Genomic DNA, 13,351 nt, shown 5'->3' with positions numbered 1-13,351 from the left:
GTGGTATTCCGTGGACAACTTCCTCATTTACAGATATACAAGACCCTGCAGGATATGCATTCTCAGGTCCTCCCACCCCTATACTGGCAGGAAAAGCTCCCTGAGATCTTATATAATTCTCTATGATTTTGTTTATTTCCAGTGTGGAAATACCTGCCTTTATGTGCCTTGGTAAAATTTCTTCATAGAGACGGGCTATTATCTGATTAGCTTCTTTTATCTTTTTTATTTCATCTATAGTTTTATAAACAATCATATTTCAATCCTTTCGTTTCTGAAGGAACTACCCAAGGATGGAAACTATATCCTCAGTCACTTCAGCTACATCTTTTGTTCCGTCAAGTTCTGCAAGGATACCTTTTGCCTTGTAAAAATCAAAAAGTGGTGCTGTTTGCGAGTGGTATTCTCCCAGTCTTTTTTCTACTGTTTCTGCAGTATCATCTTTTCTGGTTATAAGCTCTCCCCCGCAGAAGTCACACTTTCCTTCCTCTTTAGAAGGATTAAACTCCACATGGAAAGATGCTCCGCAGCTTTTACATACTCTTCTTCCTGTTATTCTTCCTACTATCATACTATCTGGTACGTTTAGAGATATTACCTTATCTAAAGATATGTTCATACCTTTCATAAGCTCTTCCAAAGCTTCTGCCTGGGCAAGAGTTCTAGGGAATCCGTCAAGGATAAATCCTTTTTTACAGTCTTCTTGTGCCAGTCTGTCTCTTATTATTCCAATAATTGTAGAGTCTGGAACAAGTTTTCCCTCGTCCATGTATTTTTTAGCTTCTAGTCCCATCTTTGTTCCTTCTGCGATTGCAGATCTTAGTATATCTCCAGTTGAGATTTGAGGGATTCCGTATTTTTCGATTAAAAATTTAGCCTGGGTCCCTTTCCCTGCTCCTGGAGCACCAAATAACATAATATTCATTCAGACACTCATCTCCTCTTCATTTTTTATATTTACACAGTAGCTATTATACTATAAATCCCTTTAAAATGCACTTTTTTTAAAGCTTTTATAGGGATGCTACTTTAATATGGACTTTTTACTTATATTTCATTGAGGCAGTACTGAAATTTAAAACTAATATAAAAAGGACACGAGCTAAGCCGTGTCCCATGGGTTTATAGAAACCCTTTATATTCTTTCATTACAAGGTTGGCGTTTATCTGCTGAACAGTATCAAGTGCCACACCCACAACTATTATAATTCCTGTTCCTCCAAAAAATACTGGAAGTCCCATTGAACTAAATATAGCTATAGGGAATACCGAAACTGCCGCAAGAAATGCTGCTCCTCCCCAGGTGATCTTTGTAACAACTTTTTCCAAATATACAACTGTCTCTTCTCCAGGTCTTATTCCTGGGATAGTTCCTCCGCCCTGTTTCAAGTTGTCTGCAACTTTTTCAGGATCAAACATAATAGCCGTATAGAAAAATGAGAAGAACATAATCAAAGCTGCATAAGTTATTAAATAAACTGGATGAGTTTGAGTAAATAATCTTCCTAACATTATTCTTCCAGGCATATCTGCTGGTAATGAACTCACTATCAGAGACGGAATCATCATAAGTACCGAAGCAAAGATTACCGGCATTACACCTGCAGTATTAAGTTTTAATGGAAGGTAAGTGCTTTGAGCTACTCCGCCTTTACCGCTAAACCCTCTTCCCACATAATGAACAGGTATTTTTCTCTGTCCCAGTTGAAATACTACTATTCCAGCTACAGTTAAAATTGCAAAAGCTGCAACGATCACAAGAATAGGAATAAGGAATTTACTGCCTTTCATATTTTGTACTGTTTGTACAACTGTAGATGGCATTCTAGATATTACATTTAAGAATATCAGAAGAGAAATCCCGTTTCCTACACCTTTTAAAGATATCTGTTCTCCCACCCACATAAGAAATACTGTTCCTGCTGTGAGTGTTGTAACAGTTGTTGTGACAAATCCAAATCCTGGAGTTGTTACAAGACCTGCAGACTGCAGCCACATACATACACCAAAACCTTGTATCATTGCAACCACAATAGTCAGATATCTGGTCCACTGAGTGACCTTGTTTCTTCCGGATTCACCCTCTTTTTGAATCTCTTCCAGCTTAGGAATAATAACTGCCAGCAAACTCACCACGATGGATGCATTGATGTAGGGCATTACTCCAAGCGCAAAAATGGAGACTCTTTGAAAGGCTCCTCCAGAAAACATATTTATATAGCCAAGAAGATCATTCTGAGCTGTCATTGATGCTAACCTGTCAATGTCCACGCCAGGAGCAGGGATATGAGTCCCTACTCTGGCTATTAAGAACATCAACAGAGTGAAGATAATCTTTTGTTTCAGCTCAGGTATTTTGCCTATGGCTTGTACCTTATCATTGAATCTTTCTAACAAAGTCAAAACTCTTCACCCCGCCTCTTTACTAAAAACCATAACTATGGTGAATTTCTATTTCTTATTGTTTCCAGCGATGTCAGCAAAAGTCTTAACTTCTATGATTTCTACTACTCCGCCTTGAGCTTCTATAGCCTCTTTAGCTGATATAGAAATTTTATGAGCTTTTACCGTAAGCTTTTTCTCTAAAGATCCTTTTCCAAGAACTTTTAGTCCAGCCATCATTTTTTTTATGATTCCAGCTTCTTTTAAAGCTTCTGGAGTCACTACAGATCCTTCTTCAAATCTGTTTAAAGTATCAAGGTTAACAACTGCATAATCTTTTCTGAAAAGTGAGTTAGAGAATCCTCTCTTAGGCACTCTTCTGATTAAAGGCATTTGTCCACCTTCAAATCCAGGATGAACATAAGAACCTGATCTTGACTTCTGACCATTACTTCCCTTACCACCAGTTTTACCAGTACCAGAAGATTCTCCTCTTCCGATTCTTTTCCTGTCTTTTCTAGGTACAGAAGGCTTTAATTCGTTTAACTTCATTCTTTTGTTACACCTCCTCTACATTGAGTAGGTAAGATACTAAATGAACTTTCCCTACGATATCAGGTGTTGCTTCTAGTTCTACAACATTATTGATCTTCTTAAGCCCTAGCGACTTTACAGTTGCTATATGGTTAGGCTTTCTTCCGATCATGCTTTTTACAAGCTTAATTCTAAGCTTTGCCATTATACTTACCTCCTAGCTTAAGATATCCTTTACTTCTTTACCTCTTAAAGTAGCGATTTGCTCAGCTGTTCTAAGCTCTCTTAAACCTTCTATAGTCGCTCTTGCAACGTTACCCTTAGTTCTAGATCCTCTGATCTTTGTAAGGATGTTATGTAACCCTGCTAACTCTAGAATTTCTCTACAAGCAGAACCTGCTATTACTCCCGTACCTTCATGAGCCGGAGCCATCCATATTGAAGTGGCTCCCCATTTTCCAATGATTTCATGAGGAATAGTAGTTCCTTTAAGAGATACTGTGATCATATTTCTTTTTGCAGCAGCGATAGCCTTCTTGATTGCATCAGGTACGCCGTTAGCTTTTCCTAATCCTATACCTACTTTACCGTTCTCATCTCCAACCGCAGCCAGAACTGAGAAAGATATAGTTCTTCCACCTTTAGTAGTTTTAGAAACTCTAGATATAGTTAGTATCTTTTCTTCAAATTGTTTTTCTTCTCTATTTACAAACTTAGACAAGTGATATCCTCCTCTCTACAAGAATTAGAACTTTAGACCTGCTTCTCTTGCAGCTTCAGCAAGAGCAGCAATCCTTCCTGTGTATACATATCCAGATCTGTCAAATACAATGTTAGTTATTCCTTTAGCTGTAGCTCTCTCAGCAATAGCTTTCCCTACTAACACAGCAGATTCAACATTTCCTCCGTGTTTAACATCTGCTTTGATCTCTTTATCAACTGTTGATGCAGCTACTAGTGTAGTTCCATTAACGTCATCGATAATTTGAGCAAAGATGTTATCGTTAGATCTATATACAGAAAGTCTTGGTCTTTCAGCTGTACCAGAAATCTTACTTCTGATAGATAATTGTTTTCTTTTTCTTACAGCTTGTCTGTCAACCTTTTTAAACAACTGACTTACCTCCTTTTTGTCAAGCTACCTTACGATTTTTTTCCTTCTTTTCTTCTTACAACCTCGTCCGAGTACTTAACACCTTTTCCTTTATATGGCTCAGGAGCTCTTTTTGCTCTGATTTCAGAAGCAATCTGCCCGACTACCTGTTTTTCAATTCCGTCTATGTGAATAACTGTATTTTTTTCTACAGTAAATGTTATTCCTTCAACTTCATTGATAAGAACTGGATGAGAGTATCCTAAAGACAACTCTAAACCCTTTCCTTTTTCTGCTGCTCTGTAACCTACACCTACTAGATTAAGAGTCTTTCTGAAGCCTTCAGTTACTCCTGTTACCATGTTGTTGATAAGGGCTCTAGTTGTCCCGTGGAGTGCTCTTGTTTGTGGAAGATCATTAGGTCTTCCAACAACAACTTCATTGTTTTCAATGTTTATAGTTAATTCTTTTGAAAATTCATTAGTTAAAGTCCCTTTTGGTCCTTTTACAGCAACTTGATTGTCTTCGTTAACTGTAACTTCAACACCAGCAGGCACTAAAATAGGTTTTCTACCTACTCTTGACATTTATTGTGCACCTCCTATGCTTTTATTACCAAACGAATGCAAGTACTTCTCCACCCAAGTTTTCTCTTCTAGCTACTTGATCAGTAATGATCCCCTTAGAAGTAGACACTATAGCGATTCCTAAACCAGATAATACTCTAGGCATTTCCTCTACAGAAGAATAAACTCTTCTTCCAGGCTTAGAAATTCTCTTTATTCCTTTAATAATTCTTTCTTTTCCAGAATACTTAAGATATACTCTTATATTCTTTTTATTTCCATCAGTTATTACTTTAAAGTTAGAAATATATCCTTCCTCTTTAAGAATCTCAGCGATTCTTTCTTTTGCATTCGAATGAGGGACATCTGCCTTTTCATGCATTACTGCATTGGCATTTCTTACTCTTGTTAACATATCAGCTATTGGATCTGTTAAATACATCTACGAAAATCCTCCTTCCTATCAATTACCAAGATGACTTCTTAATACCAGGGATTAAACCAGCACCGGCTAATTGTCTAAATTTTACCCTCGAGATTCCAAATTCTCTCATGTACCCTCTTGGTCTACCATCTAATTGACATCTGTTTCTTTTTCTAACAGGTGACGCATTTTTTGGTAATTTATTAAGCTCAAATGCAGCTTCCATATCACCGTCATTAACTCTTTTTTTCAATTCTGCTCTTTTAACAGCGTATTTATCGCAAAGTTCGGCTCTTTTGACGTCTCTAGCGATCATTGACTTTTTAGCCATTTACTTTAACCTCCTCACTAATTACTTTTTGAAAGGCATTCCAAATGCCTTAAGTAAAGCTCTTCCTTCTTCATCCGACTTGGCAGAAGAAACGATAGTGATAGACATTCCAAGTAGTTTATCAACTTTATCATAATCGATTTCAGGGAAAACTAATTGGTCTCTAAGACCTATTGAATAGTTTCCTCTTCCGTCAAAAGCATTTGCAGAAACTCCTTCGAAATCTCTAACCCTTGGAAGCACTACGTTTACTAATCTATCTAAAAAGTCGTACATTCTTTCTTTTCTTAGAGTTACTTTTACACCGATAGGCATATCTTCTCTAAGTTTGAATCCTGCTTCAGACTTTCTAGCTTTTCTTATTATCGGCTTCTGTCCAGAAATAATTGTAAGATCACTTAGGGCTGCATCGATAAGCTTTGAGTTTTGAGTAGCTTCTCCTACACCCATGTTAACTACGATCTTTTCTAGCTTAGGGCATTCCATTACATTTTTTAGTCCTAACTCTTTCATTAGAGTAGCAACCAGTTCTTCATTGTAAAACTTATGATATCTAGAAACGTATTTAGACACTTACGTTATCCTCCCTTCTTATAAAACTTCTCCTGATACTTTTGAGTATCTTACTTTTTTCCCATCCACAAATTTAAATCCAGTTTTTGTAGGTTTTCCAGCCTTCTCATCAAACAGCATAACTTTCGAGGAGAAAATAGGAGCTGGTTTAGTTACAACTCCACCTTGTGGGTTCATTGGAGTTGGCTTCATATGCTTAGTTACTACATTTATTCCCTCTACTACAACTTTACCTTTTTTAGTAAATACTTGTAGTATTTTTCCAGTCTTACCTTTATCTTTTCCTGAAATCACATAAACTGTGTCTCCAGTCTTAACGTGCATTTTGTTAGGTACGAATTTTACTTTAGGTCTAGCCACGATTGATAGCCTCCTCTCTGATTATATTACTTCTGGTGCAAGGGAAACTATTTTCATAAAGTTTTTAGCTCTTAGCTCTCTTGCAACTGGGCCAAAGATTCTTGTAGCTCTTGCTTCTAAGTTGTTGTTTAAAACAACTGCAGCATTATCATCAAATTTGATGTAAGAACCATCTTCTCTTCTTAATTCTTTTCTTGTTCTAACTATAACAGCTTTTACTACATCTCCTTTTTTAACGTTTCCGCCAGGTGATGCTTCTTTAACTGATGCCACAACAATGTCACCGATTTTACCAAATCTTCTTCTAGAACCACCTAGTACTCTGATTACCATTATTTTTTTGGCACCAGAATTATCAGCAACATTAAGGATAGTTTGTTGTTGTACCATTAAAATATCCTCCTCTCAAAATAATTGGGATTATTTAGCTTTTTCTATAATCTCAACTAGTCTCCATCTCTTATCTTTAGATAATGGCCTAGTTTCCATAATTTTAACTTTATCACCAGTTTTAGCTACATTATTTTCATCGTGTGCTTTGAACTTGTTTGATGATTTCATTCTCTTCTTGTAGATAGGGTGTAGTTTCGATGATTCTTCTAAAACAACGATGGTTTTGTCCATCTTGTCAGAAACAACAATCCCTTCTCTAACTTTTCTATCGTTTCTCAAAATTCTAACCTCCTTCTTAGGACTTATCTATACAATGAGATTATCTTTCGTTTAAGTCAGTTTTAATTCTTGCAATGTCTCTTCTAACTTGTCTGATTTTTGCAGTGTTAGTAAGTTGACCTAATGAAAGTTGGAACTTCAGGTTGAAAAGTTCTTCCTTAAGCTCTTTGCATTTAACAACTAAGTCTTCAGTTGATATATCTTTTATCTCTTTAGCTCTCATTAGTTTCACCACCATTCTCTCTTTTTACAATTTTACATCTGATAGGTAGTTTCATAGTAGCTTTTCTTAATGCTTCTAGAGCTCTTTCTTCAGTTACTCCTGAAACCTCAAACATGATTCTTCCAGGTTTTACAACTGCTACCCAACCTTCAACGTTACCTTTACCTTTACCCATTCTTACCCCTGCAGGTCTTGCAGTAATAGGTTTGTCAGGGAATATCCTGATATAAGTAGTACCCTCTCTTTTGAAAGTTCTGTTGATAGCTACTCTACAAGATTCTATTTGTCTATTTGTAATCCAATGAGGCTCCATTGCCATTAGTCCAAAATCTCCAAAAGCAACAGTATTACCTTTTTGTGCTTTACCTTTCATTCTACCTCTAAACATTTTTCTGTGTTTAGTTCTTTTAGGCATTAACATGGTTACTTGTCGCCTCCTTCCTTCTTACTTGGAAGAACTTCTCCATGGAAGATCCAAACTTTAATTCCAAGCGCTCCGTAAGTTGTTTGTGCTGTAGCTGTCGCATAGTCGATGTCAGCTCTTAGTGTATGTAGAGGTACTTTACCTTCTACTACCCATTCGCTTCTCGCTATCTCAGCACCATTAAGTCTTCCAGAAGCCATTACTTTTATACCTTTAGCTCCTGCTCTCATTGCTCTCATTACAGCTTGGTTTATTGCTCTTTTATAAGCAACCCTTCTCTCGATTCCAGTTGCGATGTTTTCAGCAACAAGAACTGCATCTGTATTGAAACCTTTTTCTTCTTGTACTTTTATTGTAAGCTTCTTTCCAGTCAGAGTTTCTAACTTTTTCTTAAGAGACTCTATTTCAGCACCTTTTCTTCCGATCACTATACCTGCTTTTGCAGTATGAATAAAAACAACCACGTGTGAAGGTGAAGTTCTTTCTATTTTGATCTTAGAAACCCCTGCGTGAAAATAAGTTTTCTTAATAACTTCTCTGATAGTCATATCTTCATGGAAGTACTTAGCATATTCTTTTTTATCTGCATACCAGTTAGAGTCCCAAGTTCTTGTTATTCCAAGTCTTAACCCTCTAGGATCTACCTTTTGTCCCACAGTCTTACCTCCTTAAACTACTTTTCAGATACTGCTACTACAATGTGTGCTGTAGGCTTTCTGATTATATCAGCTCTACCCATAGCTCTTGGCATGATTCTTTTAAGAACCGGACCTTGATTTATCATTATTGTAGATACAACTAATTTTTCTTCATCCATATCAAAGTTATTAGTCGCATTAGCAATTGCTGATGCTAATGTTTTTTTGATAATTGTCGCAGCTTTTTTGTTTGCGAACTGTAATATATCTAACGCTTCTAAAGCTGATTTACCTCTCACTAAGTCAGCTACTAGTCTAGCTTTTTGAGGAGATAGTCTTACATATTTGGTCGTTGCTCTAGCTTCCACTAGTCGCACCTCCTTTATCTCTCTAATATATTGATAACTCTACTGAATTATTTCTTCTTCTTTTTCTTGTCTACACCGTGACCATAGTAAGTTCTTGTTGGAGCAAATTCTCCCATTTTATGTCCTACCATTTGTTCAGTCACGTGTACTGGTATATGTTTCTTTCCGTTATACACTCCAAAAGTCAACCCGATGAAGTTAGGGAATATTGTCGATCTTCTTGACCAAGTTTTAATTACTGCTTTTATATTGTCAGAAGCAATTGCCTCTTCAACTTTTTTCATTAAGTGGTGGTCACAGAAAGGTCCTTTTTTTAACGATCTTGCCATTACGTGTTAGCCTCCTCTCTCGAAAATTACTTTTGGTTTCTTCTTCTTACGATAAATTTGTCCGAAGATTTCTTTCCTCTAGTTTTGTATCCAAGTGTCGGTTTACCCCAAGGAGTAACTGGTCCTTTTCTACCAACAGGTGTTCTTCCTTCTCCACCACCGTGAGGGTGATCGCAAGGATTCATTACAGATCCTCTTACATGAGGTCTTCTACCCATGTGTCTGTTTCTACCAGCTTTACCGATACTAACTAGTTGGTGCTCAGAATTTCCTACTTCACCAATAGTAGCCATACATTCTTTGTGGATCAGTCTAACTTCTCCAGAAGGTAATTCTACATGACAGTAAGTTCCTTCTTTTGCCATAAGTCTTGCAGCAGTTCCTGCAGATCTTACTAGCTGTCCACCTCTTCCGATTTGAAGCTCTATGTTGTGGATTTGTGTACCTATAGGCATATCCTTAAGTTTCATAGCATTTCCTGGCTTAACTTCAGCGTTTGAACCAGCCATTACTACGTCACCTTGCTTTAGTCCTTTAGGTGCAAGTATGTATCTTTTTTCTCCGTCAACATAGAAAAGTAGAGCTATGTTTGCTGTTCTGTTTGGATCATACTCAAGAGTCGCAACTCTTGCTGGTATGTCTAACTTATTTCTTTTAAAATCTATTATCCTGTAAAGTCTTTTGTGTCCTTTTTGTCTGTTTCTAGCTGTTCTGTGCCCGTAGTTATCTCTACCATAAGCAGATTTTAAAGGTACAGTTAAAGACTTTTCAGGTCTTACCATGTCTAACTCTTTATTGACAATTTTAGACATATGTCTTGTACCGTTAGTCATAGCTTTCATTTTTTTGATTGCCATTTCTCTTTAACCTCCGAAAAAAAATTTTCGATAATTAGACCTATAATTATCTTTAATCCGTTCATCTAAATCCTTAAATTATAGATTAAACATTTTGAAAGTAAGTAATTGTATTCCCTTCAGCAAGCTTCACTACAGCTTTTTTCTTAGCCTGTGTATTGTAAAGTTTAGCTCCGTGTCTTTTCACAACAGATTTAACGTTGAGAGTAGCTACAGATTCAACCTTTACATTAAAAATCTCTTCTACAGCTTTTTTGATTTGGATCTTGTTTGCTTTAGGTGTTACTTCGAATGTATACCTGTTGAACTCTCTTCTAAGAAGTTCAGTTTTTTCTGTGATGATTGGTTTTTTTATTATGTCATAAACAGTCATTATCCAAGCACCTCCTCAATAGTAGCTAGTGCTTCTTTTGTTATGATTACTTTGTTTTGCTTAAGAAGCCAGTAAACACCAAGTTCATTAGGTTGAAGAACAACCGCATTTTCAAGGTTTCTAGCTGATAGATACAGGTTGAAATCTGCATCGTTAGCAAGATCGTTAACCACAAACAGTTGTTTTGTGTTAGCTTCTAAAGCTTTTGTTAGAGCCATTATAGTTTTTGTTCTAGGAGCTTCAATAGTCCCGTCTAAAACTACAATACTTCCTTCTGCAACTTTAGCAGACAAAGCTGACTTAAGTGCAACTTTTCTAACTTTTTTGTTAACTTTCTTTTCGAAAGATCTAGGCTGAGGTCCGAATGTAACTCCTCCACCTACCATGTGAGGGGCTCTTGTAGAACCTTGTCTAGCTCTACCTGTACCTTTTTGTTTGAAAGGTTTTCTTCCTCCACCTCTAACCATTGCTCTCGTTTTCGTAGCAGCAGTTCCTTGTCTGGCAGCTGCTAGTTCAGCAGTCAACACTTCATGAAGTACCGCTTTGTTTGGCTCGATTCCGAACACTGTATCTTTAACTTCAAGAGTACCAGTTTGATCTCCTGCTAAGTTATATATGTTTAAAACTGCCATCATTATCCTCCTTCCTCAAATCTACTAACCAGTTATTTTTTTATAGCTGGCTTTACTACAATGTAACCGTTCTTCGGTCCAGGAACCGCACCTTTTATCAATAGTAAGTTGTTTTCTACATCAACTTTAACTACTTTTAAGTTTTGAACTGTTACTGCAGCATTTCCATATCTTCCAGCCATCTTTAGACCTTTCAATACTTTTGAAGGGAACGATGATTGTCCGATAGAACCTCCGAGTCTGTGGTTTCTAGAAACCCCGTGAGTGGCTCTGTTTCCTGAGAAGTTATGTCTCTTCATAACCCCTGCAGTACCTTTACCTTTAGAAGTTCCTCTGATATCTACAAACTCAACACCATCTAATATGTCAACTTTGATTTCTTGTCCTAACTCATATCCTTCTACTGAATCAGCCTTAAGCTCTCTAACAAATCTTAAAGGTTTAACCCCAGCTTTGTTGAAGATACCCATCATTGGTTTAGTAGTGTTCTTTTCTTTCTTTTCGTCAAATCCTAATTGAAGAGCAGTATACCCGTCTTTTTCTTCAGTTTTTTTCTGAAGAACGAAGTTAGGACCCGCTTCTACAACTGTTACTGGAACGAATTTTCCATCTTCGAAAATTTGAGTCATTCCAATTTTTTTAGCTAAAATTCCTGCCATTCTTTTACCTCCATCAAATAATATATTGGTTGACAACTTCTCCTCGTGGTTCCACGACTTAACTTTTAAAAAAAGTACCGCCAACTTGTATTATTCTGTAAGGATAACTATAGGTTTTTAAAGACTCGCGTTTTTAAAACCCCAATTACCCGATAATCAGCTGATCTGCGCTCTTTTCTGTCAGAAATTAAGCTTGCTTAATTTCGATTCCAACACCAGCTGGTAAGTTAACCGCTGTTAATGAAGAGATTGTCTTCTGGCTTGAGTTTTTGATCTCTACCATTCTTTTATGCACTCTCATTTCGAACTGCTCTCTAGCATCTTTGTTCACGTGTACAGATCTAAGTACTGTGTACTTTTTAATCTTTGTTGGTAGTGGCATAGGTCCTGCGATTTCCGCACCAGACTTTTTAGCAACTTCAGCAATTCTTTTTGCCGACTGATCCAACAATGCGTGATCATAAGCTTTTAAATAGATTCTTAATTTATTAGAAGCCATCTATCTCTTGCACCTCCTGTAAAATTTATCAATAGGTCAGGGACGTCAAACATCCGCTGCTCACACACTTTAGAGATTATATCACACTCTCCAAAAATAACAAAGTCTTTTTTGAAAAGAATAATAAAGTTTTTCCCCTTTGTTTCAAATGTGGTTCCAAAACAAATTTTATCGGGGAAACACGAGCTTCCCCGATAATTTTTATATAAGTATTTTATTACTTAGTGATTGTAGCAACTACTCCAGAAGCTACAGTTCTTCCACCTTCTCTTATTGCGAATCTTAGTCCTTCTTCCATCGCGATTGGGTGAATCAGTTCTACTGTCATTTCTATGTTGTCTCCAGGCATTACCATTTCTACTCCTTCAGGTAGAGCGATTGCTCCTGTGATATCTGTTGTTCTGAAGTAGAATTGTGGTCTGTATCCAGAGAAGAATGGAGTATGTCTTCCACCCTCTTCTTTTGTTAGTACGTATACTTCTGATGTGAATCCTGTATGTGGAGTGATTGTTCCTGGCTTAGCAAGAACTTGTCCTCTTTCTACGTCTTCTTTCTTGATTCCTCTTAGTAGTGCTCCGATGTTATCTCCAGCTTCTCCTTGATCAAGAAGCTTTCTAAACATCTCTACTCCTGTACAAACTGCTTTTTGAGTATCTTTGATACCTATTATAGCAACCTCTTCTCCTACTTTAACTACTCCTCTTTCTACTCTTCCAGTTACTACTGTTCCTCTACCTGTGATAGTGAAAACGTCCTCTACTGGCATTAGGAATGGTTGGTCGATAGCTCTTTCTGGTGATGGAATGTAAGAATCTACTGCGTCCATTAGCTCTTCGATTTTAGCTACCCATTGAGGTTCACCGTTAAGTGCTCCTAATGATGATCCTGCGATTACAGGAATGTCGTCTCCTGGGAATCCGTAGTCTGTTAGAAGCTCTCTTACTTCCATCTCTACTAATTCTAATAACTCTTCGTCATCTACCATATCTGCTTTGTTTAGGTATACTACGATGTAAGGTACTCCTACCTGTCTTGAAAGAAGGATATGCTCTCTTGTTTGAGGCATTGGTCCGTCTGCTGCTGATACTACTAGGATAGCTCCATCCATCTGAGCTGCTCCTGTGATCATGTTCTTTACGTAGTCAGCATGGCCTGGACAATCTACGTGAGCGTAGTGTCTTGCTATTGTTTCATACTCTATATGAGCTGTATTGATTGTGATTCCTCTTTCTCTCTCTTCTGGTGCCTGGTCAATGTTTGCGAAGTCTACTCTCTTAGCAAGTCCTTTGTCAGCAAGTACTTTTGAGATCGCTGCAGTTGTTGTCGTTTTTCCATGGTCAACGTGTCCTATTGTTCCTACGTTTACATGGGGTTTCGTTCTTGAAAATTTTTCCTTAGCCATTTCAATCCTCCT

The 13,351-nt window shown here is 37.3% G+C and carries 25 protein-coding genes; all 25 read right to left on the bottom strand.

Features of this window, described 5'->3' with window-relative positions; genetic code table 11:
• Nucleotides 1–256 (bottom strand): M24 family metallopeptidase (locus tag ABZA26_RS01095; RefSeq protein WP_372712670.1); only part of this gene is annotated, 256 nt, incomplete at its 3' end.
• Nucleotides 257–283: 27 nt separating this feature from the next.
• Nucleotides 284–925 carry an adenylate kinase gene (locus ABZA26_RS01090; RefSeq protein ID WP_372712669.1) on the bottom strand — a complete coding sequence of 214 codons (642 nt, stop codon included), beginning with the start codon at nucleotides 923–925 and terminating at the stop codon, nucleotides 284–286.
• 197 nt (nucleotides 926–1,122) lie between these two features.
• A complete protein-coding gene (gene secY, locus ABZA26_RS01085; RefSeq protein WP_372712668.1) occupies nucleotides 1,123–2,403 on the bottom strand; it encodes a preprotein translocase subunit SecY in 1,281 nt (426 codons plus the stop codon).
• 48 nt (nucleotides 2,404–2,451) lie between these two features.
• Complete coding sequence (gene rplO, locus ABZA26_RS01080) at nucleotides 2,452–2,934, bottom strand: 50S ribosomal protein L15 (RefSeq protein ID WP_372712667.1); 483 nt, start codon at nucleotides 2,932–2,934, stop codon at nucleotides 2,452–2,454.
• 7 nt (nucleotides 2,935–2,941) lie between these two features.
• Nucleotides 2,942–3,121 (bottom strand): 50S ribosomal protein L30, encoded by a 180-nt coding sequence (gene rpmD / locus ABZA26_RS01075; RefSeq protein ID WP_013388226.1) that lies wholly within the window; start codon nucleotides 3,119–3,121, stop codon nucleotides 2,942–2,944.
• Nucleotides 3,122–3,133: 12 nt separating this feature from the next.
• Nucleotides 3,134–3,637: a 30S ribosomal protein S5 gene (gene rpsE, locus ABZA26_RS01070; protein WP_013388227.1), complete on the bottom strand. Its 504-nt coding sequence runs from the start codon at nucleotides 3,635–3,637 to the stop codon at nucleotides 3,134–3,136.
• 24 nt (nucleotides 3,638–3,661) lie between these two features.
• Nucleotides 3,662–4,030 carry a 50S ribosomal protein L18 gene (gene rplR / locus ABZA26_RS01065; RefSeq protein ID WP_372712666.1) on the bottom strand — a complete coding sequence of 123 codons (369 nt, stop codon included), beginning with the start codon at nucleotides 4,028–4,030 and terminating at the stop codon, nucleotides 3,662–3,664.
• A 29-nt stretch (nucleotides 4,031–4,059) separates the two neighbouring features.
• Nucleotides 4,060–4,596, bottom strand: coding sequence for a 50S ribosomal protein L6 (rplF, locus tag ABZA26_RS01060; protein ID WP_372712665.1), 537 nt, complete (start codon nucleotides 4,594–4,596; stop codon nucleotides 4,060–4,062).
• Nucleotides 4,597–4,621: 25 nt separating this feature from the next.
• Complete coding sequence (gene rpsH, locus ABZA26_RS01055) at nucleotides 4,622–5,017, bottom strand: 30S ribosomal protein S8 (RefSeq protein WP_372712664.1); 396 nt, start codon at nucleotides 5,015–5,017, stop codon at nucleotides 4,622–4,624.
• Between the two features lie 25 nt (nucleotides 5,018–5,042).
• On the bottom strand, nucleotides 5,043–5,330 hold the full coding sequence (rpsN, locus tag ABZA26_RS01050) for a 30S ribosomal protein S14 (protein WP_372712663.1): 288 nt from the start codon (nucleotides 5,328–5,330) through the stop codon (nucleotides 5,043–5,045).
• 21 nt (nucleotides 5,331–5,351) lie between these two features.
• The gene (gene rplE / locus ABZA26_RS01045; RefSeq protein WP_372712662.1) at nucleotides 5,352–5,903 is read right to left on the bottom strand and encodes a 50S ribosomal protein L5; all 552 of its coding nucleotides are present in this window, start codon (nucleotides 5,901–5,903) and stop codon (nucleotides 5,352–5,354) included.
• Between the two features lie 18 nt (nucleotides 5,904–5,921).
• Nucleotides 5,922–6,227 (bottom strand): 50S ribosomal protein L24, encoded by a 306-nt coding sequence (gene rplX / locus ABZA26_RS01040; RefSeq protein WP_372712671.1) that lies wholly within the window; start codon nucleotides 6,225–6,227, stop codon nucleotides 5,922–5,924.
• A gap of 57 nt (nucleotides 6,228–6,284) precedes the next feature.
• Nucleotides 6,285–6,653: a 50S ribosomal protein L14 gene (rplN, locus tag ABZA26_RS01035; protein ID WP_319371409.1), complete on the bottom strand. Its 369-nt coding sequence runs from the start codon at nucleotides 6,651–6,653 to the stop codon at nucleotides 6,285–6,287.
• Nucleotides 6,654–6,683: 30 nt separating this feature from the next.
• Nucleotides 6,684–6,935, bottom strand: coding sequence for a 30S ribosomal protein S17 (gene rpsQ / locus ABZA26_RS01030; RefSeq protein WP_372712661.1), 252 nt, complete (start codon nucleotides 6,933–6,935; stop codon nucleotides 6,684–6,686).
• 40 nt (nucleotides 6,936–6,975) lie between these two features.
• Entirely contained in the window at nucleotides 6,976–7,158 is a 183-nt protein-coding gene (gene rpmC / locus ABZA26_RS01025; protein WP_372712660.1) for a 50S ribosomal protein L29, read from the bottom strand.
• Nucleotides 7,148–7,579, bottom strand: coding sequence for a 50S ribosomal protein L16 (gene rplP / locus ABZA26_RS01020; protein WP_320047327.1), 432 nt, complete (start codon nucleotides 7,577–7,579; stop codon nucleotides 7,148–7,150). The genes rpmC and rplP overlap by 11 nt, the downstream gene beginning before the upstream one ends.
• A gap of 2 nt (nucleotides 7,580–7,581) precedes the next feature.
• Nucleotides 7,582–8,238: a 30S ribosomal protein S3 gene (rpsC, locus tag ABZA26_RS01015; RefSeq protein WP_372712659.1), complete on the bottom strand. Its 657-nt coding sequence runs from the start codon at nucleotides 8,236–8,238 to the stop codon at nucleotides 7,582–7,584.
• A 17-nt stretch (nucleotides 8,239–8,255) separates the two neighbouring features.
• Nucleotides 8,256–8,588 carry a 50S ribosomal protein L22 gene (gene rplV, locus ABZA26_RS01010; protein WP_372712658.1) on the bottom strand — a complete coding sequence of 111 codons (333 nt, stop codon included), beginning with the start codon at nucleotides 8,586–8,588 and terminating at the stop codon, nucleotides 8,256–8,258.
• A 47-nt stretch (nucleotides 8,589–8,635) separates the two neighbouring features.
• Nucleotides 8,636–8,917 (bottom strand): 30S ribosomal protein S19, encoded by a 282-nt coding sequence (gene rpsS, locus ABZA26_RS01005; RefSeq protein ID WP_319371412.1) that lies wholly within the window; start codon nucleotides 8,915–8,917, stop codon nucleotides 8,636–8,638.
• Nucleotides 8,918–8,943: 26 nt separating this feature from the next.
• Entirely contained in the window at nucleotides 8,944–9,774 is an 831-nt protein-coding gene (gene rplB / locus ABZA26_RS01000) for a 50S ribosomal protein L2 (RefSeq protein WP_372712657.1), read from the bottom strand.
• 85 nt (nucleotides 9,775–9,859) lie between these two features.
• Nucleotides 9,860–10,147, bottom strand: coding sequence for a 50S ribosomal protein L23 (gene rplW, locus ABZA26_RS00995; protein WP_372712656.1), 288 nt, complete (start codon nucleotides 10,145–10,147; stop codon nucleotides 9,860–9,862).
• Nucleotides 10,147–10,779 (bottom strand): 50S ribosomal protein L4, encoded by a 633-nt coding sequence (gene rplD, locus ABZA26_RS00990; protein ID WP_372712655.1) that lies wholly within the window; start codon nucleotides 10,777–10,779, stop codon nucleotides 10,147–10,149. The genes rplW and rplD overlap by 1 nt, the downstream gene beginning before the upstream one ends.
• Nucleotides 10,780–10,811: 32 nt before the next feature.
• Nucleotides 10,812–11,438 carry a 50S ribosomal protein L3 gene (rplC, locus tag ABZA26_RS00985; protein ID WP_372712654.1) on the bottom strand — a complete coding sequence of 209 codons (627 nt, stop codon included), beginning with the start codon at nucleotides 11,436–11,438 and terminating at the stop codon, nucleotides 10,812–10,814.
• A gap of 187 nt (nucleotides 11,439–11,625) precedes the next feature.
• Nucleotides 11,626–11,937, bottom strand: a complete 312-nt coding sequence (gene rpsJ / locus ABZA26_RS00980; protein WP_013388245.1) for a 30S ribosomal protein S10 — start codon at nucleotides 11,935–11,937, stop codon at nucleotides 11,626–11,628.
• A 217-nt stretch (nucleotides 11,938–12,154) separates the two neighbouring features.
• Nucleotides 12,155–13,339, bottom strand: a complete 1,185-nt coding sequence (gene tuf, locus ABZA26_RS00975; protein WP_372712653.1) for an elongation factor Tu — start codon at nucleotides 13,337–13,339, stop codon at nucleotides 12,155–12,157.
• Nucleotides 13,340–13,351: the final 12 nt, after the last annotated feature.

Source organism: Ilyobacter sp., from assembly GCF_041583315.1.
In the GTDB taxonomy this organism is placed as follows: Bacteria; Fusobacteriota; Fusobacteriia; order Fusobacteriales; family Fusobacteriaceae; genus Ilyobacter.
Note: the sequence above shows the minus strand (reverse complement) of the source record. Positions and strands in the feature narration are given on the sequence as shown.

What these genes read in the sequence shown, in the direction of transcription:
- ABZA26_RS01090 (WP_372712669.1), bottom strand. Translation starts at nt 925, where the DNA reads ATGAATATTATGTTATTTGGTGCTCCAGGAGCAGGGAAAGGGACCCAG.
- rplO (WP_372712667.1), bottom strand. Translation starts at nt 2,934, where the DNA reads ATGAAGTTAAACGAATTAAAGCCTTCTGTACCTAGAAAAGACAGGAAA.
- rpmD (WP_013388226.1), bottom strand. Translation starts at nt 3,121, where the DNA reads ATGGCAAAGCTTAGAATTAAGCTTGTAAAAAGCATGATCGGAAGAAAG.
- rplF (WP_372712665.1), bottom strand. Translation starts at nt 4,596, where the DNA reads ATGTCAAGAGTAGGTAGAAAACCTATTTTAGTGCCTGCTGGTGTTGAA.
- rpsH (WP_372712664.1), bottom strand. Translation starts at nt 5,017, where the DNA reads ATGTATTTAACAGATCCAATAGCTGATATGTTAACAAGAGTAAGAAAT.
- rpsN (WP_372712663.1), bottom strand. Translation starts at nt 5,330, where the DNA reads ATGGCTAAAAAGTCAATGATCGCTAGAGACGTCAAAAGAGCCGAACTT.
- rplX (WP_372712671.1), bottom strand. Translation starts at nt 6,227, where the DNA reads ATGCACGTTAAGACTGGAGACACAGTTTATGTGATTTCAGGAAAAGAT.
- rplN (WP_319371409.1), bottom strand. Translation starts at nt 6,653, where the DNA reads ATGGTACAACAACAAACTATCCTTAATGTTGCTGATAATTCTGGTGCC.
- rpmC (WP_372712660.1), bottom strand. Translation starts at nt 7,158, where the DNA reads ATGAGAGCTAAAGAGATAAAAGATATATCAACTGAAGACTTAGTTGTT.
- rplP (WP_320047327.1), bottom strand. Translation starts at nt 7,579, where the DNA reads ATGTTAATGCCTAAAAGAACTAAACACAGAAAAATGTTTAGAGGTAGA.
- rpsS (WP_319371412.1), bottom strand. Translation starts at nt 8,917, where the DNA reads ATGGCAAGATCGTTAAAAAAAGGACCTTTCTGTGACCACCACTTAATG.
- rplB (WP_372712657.1), bottom strand. Translation starts at nt 9,774, where the DNA reads ATGGCAATCAAAAAAATGAAAGCTATGACTAACGGTACAAGACATATG.
- rplW (WP_372712656.1), bottom strand. Translation starts at nt 10,147, where the DNA reads ATGACTGTTTATGACATAATAAAAAAACCAATCATCACAGAAAAAACT.
- rplD (WP_372712655.1), bottom strand. Translation starts at nt 10,779, where the DNA reads ATGGCAGTTTTAAACATATATAACTTAGCAGGAGATCAAACTGGTACT.
- rplC (WP_372712654.1), bottom strand. Translation starts at nt 11,438, where the DNA reads ATGGCAGGAATTTTAGCTAAAAAAATTGGAATGACTCAAATTTTCGAA.
- rpsJ (WP_013388245.1), bottom strand. Translation starts at nt 11,937, where the DNA reads ATGGCTTCTAATAAATTAAGAATCTATTTAAAAGCTTATGATCACGCA.
- tuf (WP_372712653.1), bottom strand. Translation starts at nt 13,339, where the DNA reads ATGGCTAAGGAAAAATTTTCAAGAACGAAACCCCATGTAAACGTAGGA.